General features: G+C 70.9%; 18 protein-coding genes. 7 read left to right on the forward strand and 11 right to left on the reverse strand.

Annotated elements, in window-relative coordinates; genetic code table 11:
* Window positions 1–25: 25 nt before the first annotated feature.
* The gene (locus tag JNO44_RS03430) at window positions 26–913 is read right to left on the reverse strand and encodes an EamA family transporter (RefSeq protein WP_205361263.1); all 888 of its coding nucleotides are present in this window, start codon (window positions 911–913) and stop codon (window positions 26–28) included.
* A 113-nt stretch (window positions 914–1,026) separates the two neighbouring features.
* Here JNO44_RS03430 and JNO44_RS03435 point away from each other — a divergent pair, with 113 nt between their 5' ends.
* Entirely contained in the window at window positions 1,027–1,791 is a 765-nt protein-coding gene (locus JNO44_RS03435) for a LysR substrate-binding domain-containing protein (protein ID WP_240167393.1), read from the forward strand.
* A gap of 61 nt (window positions 1,792–1,852) precedes the next feature.
* Here JNO44_RS03435 and JNO44_RS03440 read toward each other — a convergent pair whose 3' ends face one another.
* On the reverse strand, window positions 1,853–2,470 hold the full coding sequence (locus tag JNO44_RS03440) for an HAD family hydrolase (RefSeq protein WP_205361270.1): 618 nt from the start codon (window positions 2,468–2,470) through the stop codon (window positions 1,853–1,855).
* A gap of 3 nt (window positions 2,471–2,473) precedes the next feature.
* On the reverse strand, window positions 2,474–3,229 hold the full coding sequence (locus tag JNO44_RS03445) for a DeoR/GlpR family DNA-binding transcription regulator (protein WP_205361272.1): 756 nt from the start codon (window positions 3,227–3,229) through the stop codon (window positions 2,474–2,476).
* A 162-nt stretch (window positions 3,230–3,391) separates the two neighbouring features.
* Between JNO44_RS03445 and JNO44_RS03450 the strand changes: the two genes are divergently transcribed.
* Entirely contained in the window at window positions 3,392–4,579 is a 1,188-nt protein-coding gene (locus tag JNO44_RS03450; RefSeq protein WP_240167394.1) for an MFS transporter, read from the forward strand.
* A gap of 189 nt (window positions 4,580–4,768) precedes the next feature.
* Window positions 4,769–5,560: an alpha/beta fold hydrolase gene (locus JNO44_RS03455; RefSeq protein WP_205361277.1), complete on the forward strand. Its 792-nt coding sequence runs from the start codon at window positions 4,769–4,771 to the stop codon at window positions 5,558–5,560.
* A gap of 13 nt (window positions 5,561–5,573) precedes the next feature.
* Here JNO44_RS03455 and JNO44_RS03460 read toward each other — a convergent pair whose 3' ends face one another.
* Both JNO44_RS03460 and JNO44_RS03465 read right to left on the reverse strand, forming a co-directional pair.
* Window positions 5,574–5,732, reverse strand: coding sequence for a hypothetical protein (locus tag JNO44_RS03460; protein ID WP_205361278.1), 159 nt, complete (start codon window positions 5,730–5,732; stop codon window positions 5,574–5,576).
* Window positions 5,729–5,968, reverse strand: coding sequence for a hypothetical protein (locus JNO44_RS03465; RefSeq protein WP_205361280.1), 240 nt, complete (start codon window positions 5,966–5,968; stop codon window positions 5,729–5,731). Before JNO44_RS03465 ends, JNO44_RS03460 begins: the two co-directional genes overlap by 4 nt.
* Window positions 5,969–6,049: 81 nt before the next feature.
* Here JNO44_RS03465 and JNO44_RS03470 point away from each other — a divergent pair, with 81 nt between their 5' ends.
* Window positions 6,050–6,694, forward strand: a complete 645-nt coding sequence (locus JNO44_RS03470) for a TetR/AcrR family transcriptional regulator (protein WP_205361282.1) — start codon at window positions 6,050–6,052, stop codon at window positions 6,692–6,694.
* Between the two features lie 295 nt (window positions 6,695–6,989).
* On the forward strand, window positions 6,990–7,385 hold the full coding sequence (locus tag JNO44_RS03475) for a RidA family protein (RefSeq protein WP_420882609.1): 396 nt from the start codon (window positions 6,990–6,992) through the stop codon (window positions 7,383–7,385).
* Between the two features lie 49 nt (window positions 7,386–7,434).
* Here the strand turns inward: JNO44_RS03475 and JNO44_RS03480 are convergent, their stop codons facing one another.
* Entirely contained in the window at window positions 7,435–8,223 is a 789-nt protein-coding gene (locus JNO44_RS03480) for an aminoglycoside phosphotransferase family protein (RefSeq protein WP_205361294.1), read from the reverse strand.
* A 434-nt stretch (window positions 8,224–8,657) separates the two neighbouring features.
* Here JNO44_RS03480 and JNO44_RS03485 point away from each other — a divergent pair, with 434 nt between their 5' ends.
* A complete protein-coding gene (locus JNO44_RS03485) occupies window positions 8,658–9,614 on the forward strand; it encodes a CPBP family intramembrane glutamic endopeptidase (RefSeq protein ID WP_205361297.1) in 957 nt (318 codons plus the stop codon).
* Window positions 9,615–9,713: 99 nt separating this feature from the next.
* On the opposite strand, the gene JNO44_RS03490 is transcribed toward JNO44_RS03485, so the two are convergent.
* The 4 genes from JNO44_RS03490 to JNO44_RS03505 all read right to left on the reverse strand — a co-directional run bounded on the left by JNO44_RS03490 (window position 9,714) and on the right by JNO44_RS03505 (window position 13,103).
* Window positions 9,714–10,598 (reverse strand): NmrA family NAD(P)-binding protein, encoded by an 885-nt coding sequence (locus JNO44_RS03490; protein ID WP_240167395.1) that lies wholly within the window; start codon window positions 10,596–10,598, stop codon window positions 9,714–9,716.
* A gap of 217 nt (window positions 10,599–10,815) precedes the next feature.
* Entirely contained in the window at window positions 10,816–11,082 is a 267-nt protein-coding gene (locus JNO44_RS03495) for an ArsR/SmtB family transcription factor (RefSeq protein ID WP_205369356.1), read from the reverse strand.
* Between the two features lie 137 nt (window positions 11,083–11,219).
* A complete protein-coding gene (locus JNO44_RS03500) occupies window positions 11,220–12,113 on the reverse strand; it encodes a TIGR03620 family F420-dependent LLM class oxidoreductase (RefSeq protein ID WP_205361301.1) in 894 nt (297 codons plus the stop codon).
* A gap of 183 nt (window positions 12,114–12,296) precedes the next feature.
* Entirely contained in the window at window positions 12,297–13,103 is an 807-nt protein-coding gene (locus JNO44_RS03505; RefSeq protein WP_205361303.1) for a helix-turn-helix transcriptional regulator, read from the reverse strand.
* A gap of 147 nt (window positions 13,104–13,250) precedes the next feature.
* Here JNO44_RS03505 and JNO44_RS03510 point away from each other — a divergent pair, with 147 nt between their 5' ends.
* The gene (locus JNO44_RS03510) at window positions 13,251–14,657 is read left to right on the forward strand and encodes an MFS transporter (RefSeq protein ID WP_205369357.1); all 1,407 of its coding nucleotides are present in this window, start codon (window positions 13,251–13,253) and stop codon (window positions 14,655–14,657) included.
* A gap of 51 nt (window positions 14,658–14,708) precedes the next feature.
* On the opposite strand, the gene JNO44_RS03515 is transcribed toward JNO44_RS03510, so the two are convergent.
* Window positions 14,709–15,293 carry a short chain dehydrogenase gene (locus JNO44_RS03515; protein WP_205361305.1) on the reverse strand — a complete coding sequence of 195 codons (585 nt, stop codon included), beginning with the start codon at window positions 15,291–15,293 and terminating at the stop codon, window positions 14,709–14,711.
* Between the last annotated feature and the right edge of the window lie 41 nt (window positions 15,294–15,334).

Here is a 15,334-nt window from a genome sequence, read left to right on the forward strand (position 1 = left end):
GGCGGTTCGGGCGCGCCGGAACCCGTCAGGCCGTTTCCGCGGCGCCGGGCCGCGGTTCGGGCGTGCGGGCCTCGGTGGTCGCGGACTCGCGGGCGCCGTTGGTTACGGACTCGCGGGCGCCGGTGCGGATGGCACCGGCCCCGGCGATCACGACGAAGAGCACGCCGGCCGCGGACGTCAGGCCCGGTGTCTGGCCGAGCACCAGCAGGCCGATCAGCAGCGCGATGGCGGGTTCCAGGCTCATCAGCGTGCCGAAGGCGGCCGTGGTCAGCCGGCGCAGGGCGAGGAATTCGAGGGCGAACGGCAGCACCGGGCTCACCGCGGCCAGCACCAGCATGATCCCGAGTGCCTGCCAGGTCACATGGCTCCACAGCGTGGGCGCGGCGATCAGGGTGCCCAGCAGGCCGGCCACCGGCATCGAGACGGCCAGACCGCTGAGGCCGGTGACCCGGTCGCCGACGCGCTGGGTCAGCAGGATGTAGACGGCCCAGCAGCCCGCGGCGGCCAGCGCGCAGGCCAGACCCACCGCGTCCAGCCCGCCGTGCCAGGGCTCGGTCAGCAGCAGCACGCCGAGCGCAGCCAGGGCCGTCCACAGCTTCCGGCCGCCGCCCTGGCCGTAGAGGGACACAGCCAGCGGGCCGAGGAACTCCAGTGCGCTCGCGGTACCCAGCGGCAGATGCACGACGGCGAGCATGAAGAACAGCATCATGCCGGCGGTCGCCGCGCCCAGCACGGTGCAGGCGAGCAGGTCCTGCCGGGTGAAGGCGCGCAGACGGGGCCGTATGAGGACCAGCATGAGCAGCCCGCCCCAGGCCAGCCGCAGCCCCGCCGTGCCCAGCGCGCCGAGCTGCCCGAACAGCGGGACGGCCAGCGCCAGCCCCAACTGGACCGAGGTCATCGACGCGACCGCCATGAGGAAGCCGGTCTCGGCACCGCCGAGGCGCAGTCGGCCGCCGGTGGCCCCAGCAGATCGCCGCCCTCGCCCGCGAGATGGGCGCCGCTCTGGTCCAACCGCACGGCCGACGGGTGCGTCGGACCCCCGCCGGCCGCCGCCTGGCCGAGCACGCCGTGACCATCCTCGCCGCCGTCGAGGCCGCCCACCTCGACCTCGCCCCCGGCGCGGAACCCAACGGCACCCTGCGCACCGCCGGGTTCGCCACCGCCATCCGCGCCCACCTGCTCCCCCTGGTCACCGAGCTGGCCACCAGCCATCCGGGGGTGCACCTCCTGGTCCGCGAGCACGAGCCCGCCGAGGCCCTGGAGCTGCTGGCGGCCGACGAGACGGACCTGGCCCTCACCTACGACTACAACCTCGCGCCGGCCACCTTCGAACCCGCGGTGCGCGCCACCGCGCTGTGGACCGCCCCCTGGGGCCTGGGCGTCCCCGCGCAGGACGCTGCCGACGGCGGGACGACGGTCGAGGTCTTCGCCCGTTTCGCCACCCATGCCTGGATCGTCAACTCCCGCAACACGGCGGACGAAACCGTCGTCCGCACGCTCGCCTCCATGGCGGGCTTCACCCCACGGATCACCCACCGGGCCGACAACCTCGATCTGGTACAAGGCATGATCACCGCGGGCCTCGGCGTGGGTCTGCTGCCGGCGACCCTCGGCACCGTTCCCGACGTCCGACTGATCCCGCTGACCGCGCCCGACGTCGTCCTGCGCGCCTATGCCGTGGCCCGCCACGGCCGCCTGAACTGGCCCCCGCTCGCCCTGATCACCGAGCGCTCGACCCGACCGGATACCGGCGCCCCACCGGGCGGACGGCAAGGTGACGGCAGGCCCTAGGTCGGGTCCGCGACGTCCCGTCCGTCGCCCACCACCGGCGCCGCTCCCCCGTCCGCAGTCCTCACCCCGCCGCGGTGTCCCACCGGTCGAGCCGGGCACGCAGTCGGTCCGGGGTGGTGAAGAGGTGCCCGCGCATGCCGGTCGCCTCGGCGGCCCGGACGTTCTCCCGGCGGTCGTCGACGAAGAGGATCCGGTGCGGCGGTTCGGCCAGTGCCCGCTGGCACCAGTGGTAGGCGGCGGGTTCGGGCTTGGCGTGGCCGAGGCGGCAGGAGAAGGCGCGCACCGCGAAGTGGTCGAGCCAGGCATGGTGGTTCTCGTAGTGGCGGGCCAGTTCCTCGGGGATGTTGGAGAGCAGGCCGATCCGCCGGCCCCGCCGCGCCAGCTCCTCGATCAGGGTGATCATGGTGGCGTCGACGGCGCTCCAACTCTCGACGTCGGCGGCGATCAGCGCGGCGATCCGCCGCTCGTCGAAGCGGGCACCGAGGCGGTCGGCCAGCTGCCGCCAGTAGCCGGGCCCGTCGATCTCGCCGCGGTCGTAGGGCGGGCGCAACGCCCAGTAGGCGTCCCGGAAGTCCGCTGCCGGCACCCCGGCCGCCCGGATCAGGCGCTGCCGGCCGTCGGCGGACTGCTGTTGGGCGAGAACGCCGAACAGGTCGAAGAGCACGGTCCCGGCCGCCATCGGTCACACCGTCCTGACGGTCACGCCGGCCGCGGTGAACCGCTCCGTGCGGTCGTCCGGGGCCGCGTCCGTGACGACTGCGTGCAGGGCGTCGACCGGCGCGACATGGGCGAGGGCGGTGCGGGAGAGCTTGCCGGCTTCAGCGACGGCGATGACGCGGCGGGCGCAGCCGAGGGCGGTGCGTTTGATCGCGGCGTCGTCCAGGTCGTAGGCGGTCAGACCGTCCTCGGCGGTGAGTCCGCAGCAGCCGAGCACGGCGGTGTCGAAGCGCAGGGCGGTCAGTGACGCCTCGGTCAGGGGGCCGGTCAGCGCGAGTTCGCCCGGCCGGGGCCGGCCGCCCGGAACGAGCAGGGTCAGGTGCGGGCCGTCGGCCAGGGCGTTGACGGCGTGCAGGGACAGCGGCATGACGGTCACCCGGCGGTGGGCCAGCGCACGGGCCACTTCCAGGCAGGTGGTCCCGCTGTCGAGGACGACCGACTCGCCGTCGGCGATCAGCCCCGCGACCTCGGCGGCGATCCGCCGCTTGGCCTCCAGTCCCTCCTGGGCGCGCAGCGCGAACGGGGGTTCCACACCGCGCAGCAGCAGGCTCCTGGCTCCCCCGCGATAGCGCTCGATGACCCCCTGGGCGGCCAGTGCCTCCAGGTCGCGGCGGATGGTCATCTCCGAGGCGCCGGTCAGCTCAGCCAGTTCGGCGACGCCGATGCGCCCCGCCTCACGTACAGCCTCGGTGATCCGCCTCAGTCGTTCTGTCCCAGCCATATCCCCATTGAACATCTTCAATGTTCGCAGAGCAAGCTTTCGCACAACCAATTTGTTCGCTACGTTCGAAGTATGGAGACATCGAAACAAGACGCATCACCCCGGACGACGCCCCGAACACCTCCCGGGGTACCGCCCACGACCCGGCTGCGGGCCGCGCGGATGGCCACCTTCGCCTACTTCGCCCTCAACGGCTTCCTGATGGGCATGTGGATCGTCCACATCCCCGGCGTCGAGCACCGGGCGGGGATCAGCCATGCCGTCCTCGGCTGGCTCCTGCTGCTGCTCGGCGCGGGGGCCTTCGTCGGCATGCAGGTCGTCGGGCCGCTCACCGACCGCTTCGGCGCCCGTACGGTCGTCCCGCTCAGCGCGGCACTGTGCAGCCTGACGCTGTTCCTGCCCGGACTGGCCGCGCACACCTGGACATTGGGGGCGGCTCTGCTGCTGCTCGGGGTCGGCAACGGCTGCCTGGACGTCAGCATGAACGCCCACGCCGTCCAGGTGGAACGCGGCTACCGACGCCCCGTCATGTCCGCCTTCCACGCGACCTTCTCCATAGGTGGCGTGCTCGCCTCCCTGGTGGGCGCCCGCACACTCGCCCTGAACTGGAGCCCCGCGACGACCCTCGGCGCGGCGACCCTCCTTGGCCTGGCCGTCGCCGCCCTGGCCGCCCCGGCGCTCCTGCCGTCCACCGGATCGTCCGGCCCCGCCCCCGACTCCGGCGCCGGCACCCCGGATGCCGCCGCCTCCCCACGGGCCCAACGCACCACCCCCCGGCACATCTGGATCCTGGCCGGCCTCGCCTTGATGATCATGCTGTGCGAGGGCGTGGCCAACGACTGGAGCGCACTCCACCTGCGCACCGTCCTGGACGCGCCCGCCGCCACCGCCGCCCTCGCCTACGGGGCCTTCGCCACCACCATGACCCTCGGTCGCTTCCTGGCCGACCGGGCGGCCGATCGCCTCGGCCCGGTACTCATCCTCCGCTACGGCGCCGCCATGGCCGCCGTCGGCCTGACCGCGGCGGCCCTCTCCCCCTGGATCCCCCTGGCCCTGGCCGGTTGGGCGGTGTTCGGCGCCGGCCTGTCCGGCTGCGTCCCCCAACTCTTCAGCGCCGCCGGCCACCTCGACCCCGACAACGCCGGGGTCAACGTCTCCCGGGTCGCCGGCCTCGGCTACCTCGGCATGCTCGCCGGCCCCGCCGTCATAGGCCCCTTGACCCACCTCATACCGCTCAACGTCACGCTCTTCCTGCCCGTGGCGTTCTGCGTCGTGGCCACCATCAGCGCAGGAGTCCTACACCCCCAACCCCCCTCGCCCGCCCCGCGCGAGACCGAACCGGCGGCATGACGGACCACAACCCCATGGGAAATCACCGCTGTCGAGGAGAGGAGCCCCCCCCCCCCCGGGATTTCCCGGACCGCACCGCGGACAGGCGGTTACGATCAACGTCCGTCGGTCACCGCCCGTCGATCACCATTCGCCGGTCGCCACTCGTCGGTCACCGTTCGTCGATCATCAGTCCAGGGGGCCGGAACCGTGCGCAACGCCGTAGTGACAACCGAAGGCGACCGAATCCGTTGGGTCGAACTTCCCGGGCAGGAACCCGCCCGCGTCTACCTGCACGGCCTGGGCGCCACATCGCCCGCCTACTTCGCGGAGATCGCGAGCCACCCCCTGCTGACCGGTCACCGTTCACTGCTGGTCGACCTGCTCGGTCACGGCATCAGCGACCGCCCCACGGACTTCGACTACACCCTTGAGGCACACGCGGACGCCCTCGCCAACGCACTGACCGCGGCGGGGGTCACCGGTGCACAGCTGATCGCCCACAGCATGGGCGGCTCGGTGGCCATCGTCCTGGCCGCCCGACACCCGCACTTGGTCTCCCGCCTGGTCCTGGTGGACGCCAACCTGGACCCCGTCCCGCCCCGGCCCGCCACCGGCGGCAGCAGCGGCATCGCCAACTACTCCGAGCAGGAATTCCTCGACGGCGGCTGGCAGGAGGTACGCGACTGGGTCGGCCCGCACTGGTGGTCCACCATGCGCCTGACCGGCCGCGAGGCCCTGCACCGCAGCGCGGTCCACCTCGCCCGCGGCACCGTTCCCACCATGCGTGAACTCCTGCTGCGACTGCGGATTCCGCGCGCCTACCTCCTGCCGGAGGCCGACGGCCCGCTGCCCGGCGCCGACGCGCTCGCCGAGGCGGGGGTGGCCGTGGTCCCCATCCCGGACTGCGGACACAACATCATGCTGGACAACCCGGACGCCTTCGCCCGTGCCACCACGGCCGCGCTGGCCGCACCGGAGCACGGGCAGCAGCGGGCCTGACGCCTGACGCCCGTCAGTCGCGTCGGTCCTTCGTGCGCCCGACCCTCCGCCAGATCAGGGTCATGCCCGCCGCCAATACCCCGAGGGCCGCCAACACGATGACGATCTTGATGACGCGATCCAGCAGCAGGTGCTGAAGCAGTTCGGACGATCCCGCCGCGAGGCCGGTCATCGCCAGCCGCCCCGGCGCCGGGGCCGGGACGCTCCGCGCTGCCCACCCTCTTCCAGCCGCCGGGCGGCAGCACGCACCCCGGCCCGCATCACGGGGTCGGCGTACCGGCGCACATCGTCGAGCCTGCCCCGCCGCTTGAGGGCCAGGGCGACGGCGAAGACCAGCAGCGCCAGCACCACCAGACCGCCCACGATCACCCCGAACCTGACCAGCATGAAATTGAGGTACGTCTCCACGAAGAACCCTCCACCCGTTCTGTCACGCCTGTGATAAATACCTGCACTCCCGTTGTATCACAGGCGTGATAGAAAGGCTCCATGCCCAAGCATGTGGATCCGGAGGCCCGCCGACGCCTCGTCGTCGACGCACTGTTCCGCGTCGTCGTCCGCGACGGCCTCCAGCGCACCTCATTGCGCGCCGTCGCGGCCGAAGCGGAACTCAACATCGGCTCCCTGCGGCACTACTTCGCCAGTCAGCACGACCTGATGCACTTCGCGATGCAGTCGATGCTCGACCGGGTCAGCGACAGACTGCTCGACCACATCGACCGGATCGGCGACCTGAGCCGCTACCCCCGCACCGAACAACTCCGGCTCACCGTCGAACTCCTGGCGGAGTTCCTTCCGCTCGACGAGAGCCGCCACGCCGAGGTCACCGTCTTCCTCGACTTCAACACCGCCACCCGCACCAACCCGGCCCTCCGCGACCTGTCCCGCCAGACCGCGGAAGGCACCAGGCACCTGGTACACCGCGTCCTCAGCCGACTCGACGCATCGGGCACCCTGCGCCCCGGCCTCGACCTCACCATCGAAACCGAACGACTGACGGCACTCCTGGACGGACTCGGCCTCAGCACCGTCCTGCATCCCGACCTCCTCGCCCCACAGGCATGCCTGGACGTGCTGGTCACACACCTGGGCAATCTGTCACTGCCCACCGAGACCCTGACAAGGGGACGGTAAGAGACCCTGGCAAGGGGACGGTAAGCACCCCACAGGGAGCGGGACTTCCGCGACTGCCGACATCTGCGACGCCTACGACACCTGCGACTCCTGCTCAACCCACGGAATGCATGGAGCGCCTGGAGTGGACGGAATGGATGGAGTGCATGCAACGGACGGAAACGCTCGGACGGACAGGCACCAGGGGACGCACGAGACCCGCGGCACTTGCAGGCCCCACGGCGCTGGCGGCACTTGCGGATCTTCCTTCCAGGGATTACTCCTAGGGGATCCGAAATGCGAGTGAGGAGAGTTGATGCAGCACTTCGTCCGGCCTGAGGGCACGCCGCCGGTCAACAACTACAGCCATGCGGTGGCGTTCACCGGCCCGATGGTCGTGGTCTCCGGACAGGTCCCCGTGGACAGCACCGGCCAAGTGGTCGGCGAAGGGGACCCCGAGGCCCAGATACACCAGATCTACGCGAACCTCGCCACGGCCCTGAAGGCAGCCGGCTCGGACCTCGACCACATCGTCAAGCTGACGGTGTATCTGACCGACCTGGCGGATCTGGACACGTTCCGCCGGGTCCGGGACGAGTACCAGGATGCCACGCGCCCGCCGGCCTGTTCGTTGGTCAAGGTCGCCGGGCTGGTCCATCCGGCGTTCCGCGCCGAGGTCGAGGCATGGGCAGTGGTCCCGACCGCGTCCTGAGCACGCGCCCGTCCGGCGTGCGCGGGTGCAGACACCGGCACCGGATACGTCAGGGCGCGGCCGGCAGGCGGTCGAGGACCCCGTCCAGTCCGCTACTGACCGTGTGCGGGTCGCCGAGGTCCAACCCGTGGGTGACCTCGTACCAGGGCCCCAAGCGATGCCAGAGCAGGGCGCGTTGGCGGAGTTGAGGGGTGGCGGGATAGGTGGCCGCGAGGGCTTCGGCGAACACGGACGGGGTGGCGTGCAGCGCCCAGGCAAGGTCGATGGCGGGGTCGCCGATGTGGACGTCACCGAAGTCGATGACGCCGGTGAGGTCGCCGTCCCGGGCCAGGACGTGTTCGGGACCGAGGTCGCCGTGGACGAGGGTGTGGGCCGGCAGCGCTGTCACCTCAGCGAGCAGGGCGGCGGCCGGGGCGCGCCGGTCGGCGGGGAGCAGCGGCAGGACACGGGAGGTGAACTCCCCTACCACAGCGGCGCGTTCGCCGCGTACCTGCGATGCGGACGGCACTCCGCACGGTTCCGCTTCCGCCGTGTCGGCGGCGTGCAGGGCGCGGAGGAAGTCGCCGAGTCGGCGCCCCTGCGCGGCGGTCGGTGCCGGGAGCGGTTCGCCTGGGACAAGGGCATGCCGGACGACCAGCGGCTCCTCGGTCACGACGACAGGCACCGGAACGGGCAGCGGCAGCTGCGGAGCGAGCCACGGCATCAGCCTCGTCTCCATGACCAGTTGCCCGGCGACCTCCGGACGGCGGGGACGACGCTCGACCCACCGCCCGGCGACCAGGCGCGCCTCGCTGTCCCATCCGTCGGAGAAGGTCGTGATCGCGGAGTCGGTGGACATGGCGCCACGGTAGATCACCACCGGGTGGTCCACCCACGAATTTTCGGCAGTCCGCTGCCTCCGCCGGCATCAGGCCGCCAACATGAGGCCGGCCGGCACAGGGCTGCCGATGCAAGGCCGCCCAGACAAGGCCGCCGGTACAAGGCCGCCGACGTAAGGCCGCCGATGGCGGTCCGCGCTGCGCGCCACAATGCGGCGCATGGATGGCCGACAGCTGGCGCACTTCCTCGCGATCGTCGATCACGGCGGCTTCACCGGGGCTGCGTCCGCGCTGTCCAGTCAGGAGGTCAGCCAGCCACCAGGTGGCACAACTCCCCATGCCTGCCTGCTTTTTGGTGGGGTGGACCATACCTCCTCAGGTGGGGACGCCTGGAGTCGGAAGACTGGGGCTGGCTGGATTCTCTTCCGCGTGGCGGCTCCGTAGCGTCACCGCCATGACGAGTCCCTCAGCGACGAATCTCCCAGCAGCGCGGGAACCCGTACAGCGGCGGCGCGGGCCGGTGGTCTACCTGGTGATTGCCAATCTGGGTATGTGGATCGCGATGTCGCCGCTGCTGCTCAGCGGGTTCCGGCGTGGGAGTGCGCGAGAGGAGACCAGCACCCTGGCGGAGGTCTGCATCGCGGCGGCGATGTTCGCGCCGGCGCTCGCCGCGATCTTCGTGGCCCGCCTGGTCGAACCGGGCGGTCGGATGCGGGACGCACTGGCCCTGCAGTGGCCCAGCCCCTGGGGGCGTGGCGTACGAGCCTGTCTGATGGGTCTCGCCGTGCCTGCCGGTCTGACCGCTGCCGCACTCGCCATCGGCACCGCCGTCGGGGCCTACCCGCTGGGTGAACTGCACTGGGGCACGCTGGGCGGTTGGGCAGGCGGAATGCTGGTGCAGATCGTGGTGTCACTGCCACTGTTCTTCGGCGAGGAACTGGGTTGGCAGGGCTACCTGTTCCCCCGCCTGGCCCGGGCCGGCGGCGGTACGCACCTGCTGCGCGCGTACCTGCTCACCGGCTGCGCCTTCGCGCTCTGGCACCTGCCCACGCTGCTCATGGGCGGGCAGTACCCCGGCCGGCCGTGGTACGTCTCGGTGCCCGCGATGCTGGTGAGCTGCACGCTCATCCTGCCGGTCTTCACCTGGTTGCGGCTGCGCTCGGGCTCGGTACTTCCCGCCGTGCTCGCGCACGCCTTCGTCAGCTCGGCGAGTGTCGGCATGGTCAAGGAATTCGCCGACCCGACCGCCACACTGGACCCGCTGCACATGGGACTCACCGGTTGGCCCGGCTGGATCGCGTCGGGCACGCTGGTCACCTTCCTCGCCCTCACCGGCCGACTCCGCACCCCACCCCACGCCCCAATCTCCGGCCCCATCCCCACCGGCCGACCCGTCGCCAAGGGCGCATGACGGGGAGGCGGCCGGCGGCGACGGGGTGCGAGGCAGCGGCAACCTCGAATGGGAGAGCCAGTCAGCCCTGGCACTCTCCGCCTCACCGCCCCCACACAGTCAGCACCCAGGCCCGGGAACACCCGACGATGCGGCCGGCCGCAAGACCTGCGTGGCGAAGTCGTCGGCCGAGCGCGGTGGCCGGCCGAGGACACGCTGGACGCCCTCGCCCAGGCCCGCCACGCCCTCGCGGCGATAGTTCGTGTACAGGTCGTGCAGTCCGTCGATGGTCTGTGGGGAGACTCCGCGCTCGGCCAACCCGGCGCGCCAGGCATCGTCCAGTGGTACGTCGACGTGCCGCACCGGCACACCGAGCGCGTTCCCGAAGGAGGCGGCGAGCTCGGCCAGGGTCAGTACCGCGGGGCCGCTGATCTCTATCGCGCCGCCCACCGGCCGGTCCGCGAGGAGTTCGGCGACCGCGACGTCGGCGATGTCGCGTACGTCCACATAGCCGCGGGCACCGGGCCCGGCCGGATCAGCGAGCGCGCCCCGCGCGATGGCGGGTGCCGCGGTCAGGAAGTTCTGGAGGAAGCGGTCGGGTTGAAGCACCGTCAGCTCCGCGATGCCGGCGTCGCGCAGACGGTCGGTGATGACGTCGTGGTTGCCGGTCACCGCGTCGGGGGCGATGCCGGAGCCGAACCGCCGGGCGCCGAGTTTGACGATCCGCCGTACGCCGGCTTCGACGGCGGCCAGGCCGAGGGTGGTCTCCGCGGCGATCTGGTCCTCGGCGAAGGGGTGCGCGAGGAAGAGCCGCTCCACACCCTCGACCGCGCGTCGCACGTCCTCGGCGTTGGTTGCGTCCCCGCGGAAGACCTTCCCGCGCACCGCTCCTTCCAGCGCCTGGGCGGTCGCCGCCGAACGCACCAGAAAGCGCACGTCGCTCCGGTCTCGCAACGCCTCGGTCACATGGCGGCCCACCACCCCCCGCGGCGTGGTCACCAACACGGTCACAGTCTCGGGCTCGGGCCCGGACGCAGTGTCGGTCCCGTGCTCGGGCTGAGTCGTATGTGCAGTCATCGACACTTCCTCCCTCTACAGCTACGGCGATCAGTGAACAGCGATCAGCGATCAGCGATGGGAAAGGGATTCGGAACCGTGGGTGTCGTCGGCTGTGTGCGCCGGGACTGTGACCGTGGTGGCGCGGAGGGGTGGGGCCGTGGCTCTACAACGTCTGTCCGAGCGCGGCGACGAACTGGGCAATGCGCTGCTCGTCGCGCTTGTAGTGGGTCCACTTGCCCACCCTCGTCGCCAGCACCAACCCCGCTCGCTGGAGTTCGGCCATGTACGCCGACACCGTTGACTGGGCGAGTCCTGCCTTGGCCTGGATGTGGCTCACGCAGACCCCGACTTCGAGCGGGTCGGCGATGGTCTCCATACCTGCGAAGTTGCGGATGGGATCCCGCAACCACAGCAGCATCTGCAGGCGCATCGGATTCGCCAGCGCCCGCAATGCGTCGACCACGTCGGGATCCGGTGTGGTCGCGTTTGCAGTCGCCGTGTCTGTCACGCCCCCAGGGTACAAGCCGAGACCGACATTTCGAAGAATCCCGATTTGTCATGCCTGGCTCAGGCGGCACCACCCCGCGACAGCAGGGCTTCTCCGAGCCTGCGCCAGTGCGGCATCGCGGAGCGACCCGGCTCGACGCCGATCACCTGCACACCGACGTGGTCCGCACCCGCCGCGACATGACCGTTCAGCTTCTCGGCAATGGCGTCCAGGTCGCCCCAGAACACGAAATCGTCGACGAGCCGGTCGCTGCCGCCGCTGGCGATCTCCTCCTCCGCGTAGCCGAGCCGGCGGAACTTCGCGACGTTGTACGGCGTGGAGAGGTAGCCGTGCAAGTACTCCCGCGCGACGGCGCGGGCCGTGGCGGGGTCGGACTCGAACAGGACCGCATGCTCCACCCCGAGGAACGCTTCCGGCCCGAGGATCTCCCGCGCCTGCGCGGTGTGGGCGACATTCACGTGGTAGGTGTGGGCACCGGCCGAACGCTCGCGCGCCAACTCCAACATCCTGGGCCCGTACGCGGCCAGGACACGGTGCATCGGGGCGCGCGGCGCGGGGTTGGACGGCGTGAGTGCGTCCAGTTCGTCGAGGTATTCGGTCATCGCCGCCACGGGCTTGACCCCTGGCCGCGGCTCTCCACCGAATCCCAGGCCGAGTACGTGCCTGTGGGGGTAGGCATCGGCGAGGAGGAGGCTGGCGCCGTACGTGGAGCGGGCCCCACGCGACCAGATTCGGGCAATGCCGTTGATGACGTGGATCCGCTCGGTGGCGGAGAGCAGGAAGCCGGCGTGCGTGAGCGCCTCGCGCCCACCGACCTCAGGGATCCAGACCGCCCGCCATCCCTGTTCCTCCAGTCCCTGGATCGACTCGCGCAGCTGCGCGGCCGGTTGGTGCTCGAAGTCGAAGGTGTAGATCCCGAACGTGCCGAGATCCAGGCCGTCGATACCACCCATGGCGCAGCTCCTCACGCACGTCACCGGTGCCCATCTATCGATCAAGCGGTACGTATCGAACTATCGCAGAATGACGATGCGTCCTGCAAGTCGTCTCGCCCGGATACCAGATGGCATGGAGCCAACAGCTGATAGCCGATAACTGGTAACTGATAGGGGAATTCAGGCTCGGCACGTGGCGCTTCAGCCCAGCGTGGCGTCGTGGGCGTTGCCTGGGGTGATGCGGGCGTTGACTGCGGGCCGCCCGGCTTCCGCCTGATGGGCGCCCGGCGTGTGGCCGAAGGCGCGACGGAAGACGTCGATGAAGGCGCTGGCTGACGACCAACCGCACAGGTGGGCCACGGTGGTGACCGGGGTGTTCTCCGCCAACAGCACCAGGGCGTGGTACAGGCGCACTTGGGTGCGCCACTGCGGGAAGGTCATGCCAAGTTCGGACTTGAAGAGGCGGGAGAGGGTGCGATCGCTGGCACCGATCTCTCTGCCCAGGGCGGCCGGGGTGCGGTTGCCGGCCGGATCGGCGCGCAGCAGCGCACAGAGCGCCTGGAGCCGGGGCGAGGTGGGGGCGGGCAGGTGCATGGGCTGCTGCGGCGAGGCACGCAGTTGGTCGAGCAAGACGGCGCGGAGGCGTGCGCGTTCGGGGCTTTCGTCGTGCGGTGCACGGGTGTAGGCGAGGATCAGCTCGCGCAGCAAGGGGCTGGCGGTCAGCACCGTGGGCTCGTCCAGGCCGAGCGGGTTGTCGGTGGCGGGCAGGCCCACCAGGTGCAGTTCGAGGGTGCCGTGGGCCTGATGGGCGTGCGCACGGCCGGCCGGCACCCAGATGGCGCGGTTGGCCGGAGCGACCCAGGTACCGGCGTCCGTGGTGACGGCGAGCACTCCGCGGGCGGCGTAGACGATCTGGTGGTCGTCATGGCGGTGGGCGTCGATGCCCGCACCGGGAGACAGCCACTGGGCGCGGGTCGGCGCGATCGGCTCGTGACGGATTTTCGTCATCGATTGGCACTTTATCGGAAGTGCGACACGAGAGCCTGCGGCGAGCATGGCGCTGTGTCAAGGAAATGGAACCAGTCATCGAGGAACGCCGCACGCAGCACCGCAACAGGCGGGCACGCGTCGGCGCGGAACAAGTCGATCCTCCTCCTGTCGATCGGGCACGCCTGTGTGGACGTCTATCAGGGCGCGGTGGCGTCACTCGTCCCGTTCTTCGCCGCCGAGCGCGCCTACACCTACGCCACCGCCTCCGGCATCGTCCTCGCCGCCTCACTCCTGTCGTCGGTCGCCCAACCACTGTTCGGCGCCCTCACCGACCGCCGGGCACTGCCCTGGCTACTGCCCGTCAGCACAGTGTTGGGCGGACTGGGGATCGCGCTCAGCGGCCTCACCGGCTCCTATTCGCTGACGTTGGCGTTCGTGGCGGTTTCCGGGGTCGGGGTGGCCGCCTACCATCCCGAGTCGGCCCGCGTCGCCCGGCTCGCCAGCCGGGGCAGTCACACCGCGATGGGGTGGTTCTCGCTGGGCGGCAACCTCGGCTTCGCCGCGGCACCGGTCCTGGTCACCGCAGTCATCGCGACCGGCGGCCTGCACCAGTCACCCCTGCTACTGATACCGGCCCTCGCCGGCAGCGTGCTGTGCCTGCCCGCCCTGCGCCTGCTGAGCCGGACAACAACCAGGACGCCGCAGAACGATCCCCAGACCGACCCCCGGTCCGGCCCTCGACTCCCTCCCCAGACCGACCCTCGGATCGCCCCCCATACCGATGTCGCGAGCGAACCCTCGCCGCCCCCCAACTCGCCGCCCCGTTCCCCCCTTGAGCCAGCCCCCGGCTCCACCACGGACGAAGCAGATGGAGCGGACGAAGGCCCGTGGCGGGTCGGCGACGACAAGACCTCCTTCGTCAGACTGTCCCTGGCAGTGGTCTGCCGATCCATCGTCTTCATCGGCCTGAGCACGTTCCTCGCGTTCTACGTCCGACAGCGCACCGGAGGCGGTCCGGCTACGGGCACGGTGGCCCTGTGCGTGCTCTACCTCGGTGGGGCGGTGGGCACCGTGCTGGGCGGCAGCCTCGCCAACCGCTGGGACCGGGTCACCGTCGTCCGCAGGTCCTACCTGCTCTCCGTCGCCGCAGTGGCAGGCGTCGTCTACGTTCCCGGCCCGGCGATCTATGCGTTCGTGGCACTTGCCTCCGCCGGCCTGTACGTGCCGTTCTCGCTCCAAGTCACGCTCGGTCAGGACTATCTCCCCTCGCGGATGGGCACGGCCAGCGGGATCACCCTCGGCCTGACCGTCAGCATCGGCGGACTCGCCAGTCCGCTCCTCGGCATCCTGGCGGACGCCACTTCCCTTCGCGCGGCACTGTCCCCGCTGATCTTGATGCCTGTGGTGAGCTGGCTGCTGTTCCGGAAGCTGCCCGAGCCGACCCCGCCGCAGACACTGGTCTCCGCACCACCGACAACGAAGACGAAGGAAACAACGAAGGAAAACAACGGAGCAGACAACGAAGGCGAAGAAAACGGCGAACTCGGCTGGGTCGACGTCCGGTCCGCTTGAGTCACGGAAGCCCCCCGGTGGAGGGGCACCTGTGCACCCCTCCACCGGGCCTCACGGACGGATGATCCGCCCCCGCATCGTGCCCTCCACGGCGTCGACGTACGCTCGGGCGACCTCGGCCACCGGGGTGCCGTCGGCGCCGTCCGCCCCCATGCCTTCCAACGTCTCCTTGATCCAGCCGGGGCTGATGAGATTGATGCGCAGCCGTCGGGGCAACTCACTGGCCGCGTTGCGAACGAAGCCCTCCAGACCGGAGTTGACCAGGGCACCCAGCGAACCGCCGGCCAGGGGCGCGGAGAACGTGCCTCCGGTCAGCGTGATGGATCCGCCGTCCCGCAGGTGGTGCACGGCCCGCCGGGCCAGCGCGACCTGGCCCAGCAGCTTGCCCTGGATACCGGCCACGAACGCGTCGTCCGTCACGGACGCCAGGTCCACCAACGGTCCGCCGGCGGCGCAGCACACCACCGCGTCCAGGTCCGGCACCCGCTCGAAGAGCGCGTCGACGGACGAGGGATCCTCCAAGTCGGTGCGCAATGGTCCGCTGCGGGATGCCTTGACCACCTGGTGCGTGGCTTCCAGTGCGTGGGCGACCGCACTGCCGATGGTGCCGGTCGCCCCGATCACGAGTATCTTCATGCGGCTGATCATGTCAACGGCACCCGCACGCGGCACCCGCA

The organism is Streptomyces noursei, from assembly GCF_016917755.1.
GTDB classification, from domain to species: Bacteria; Actinomycetota; Actinomycetes; order Streptomycetales; family Streptomycetaceae; genus Streptomyces; species Streptomyces yunnanensis.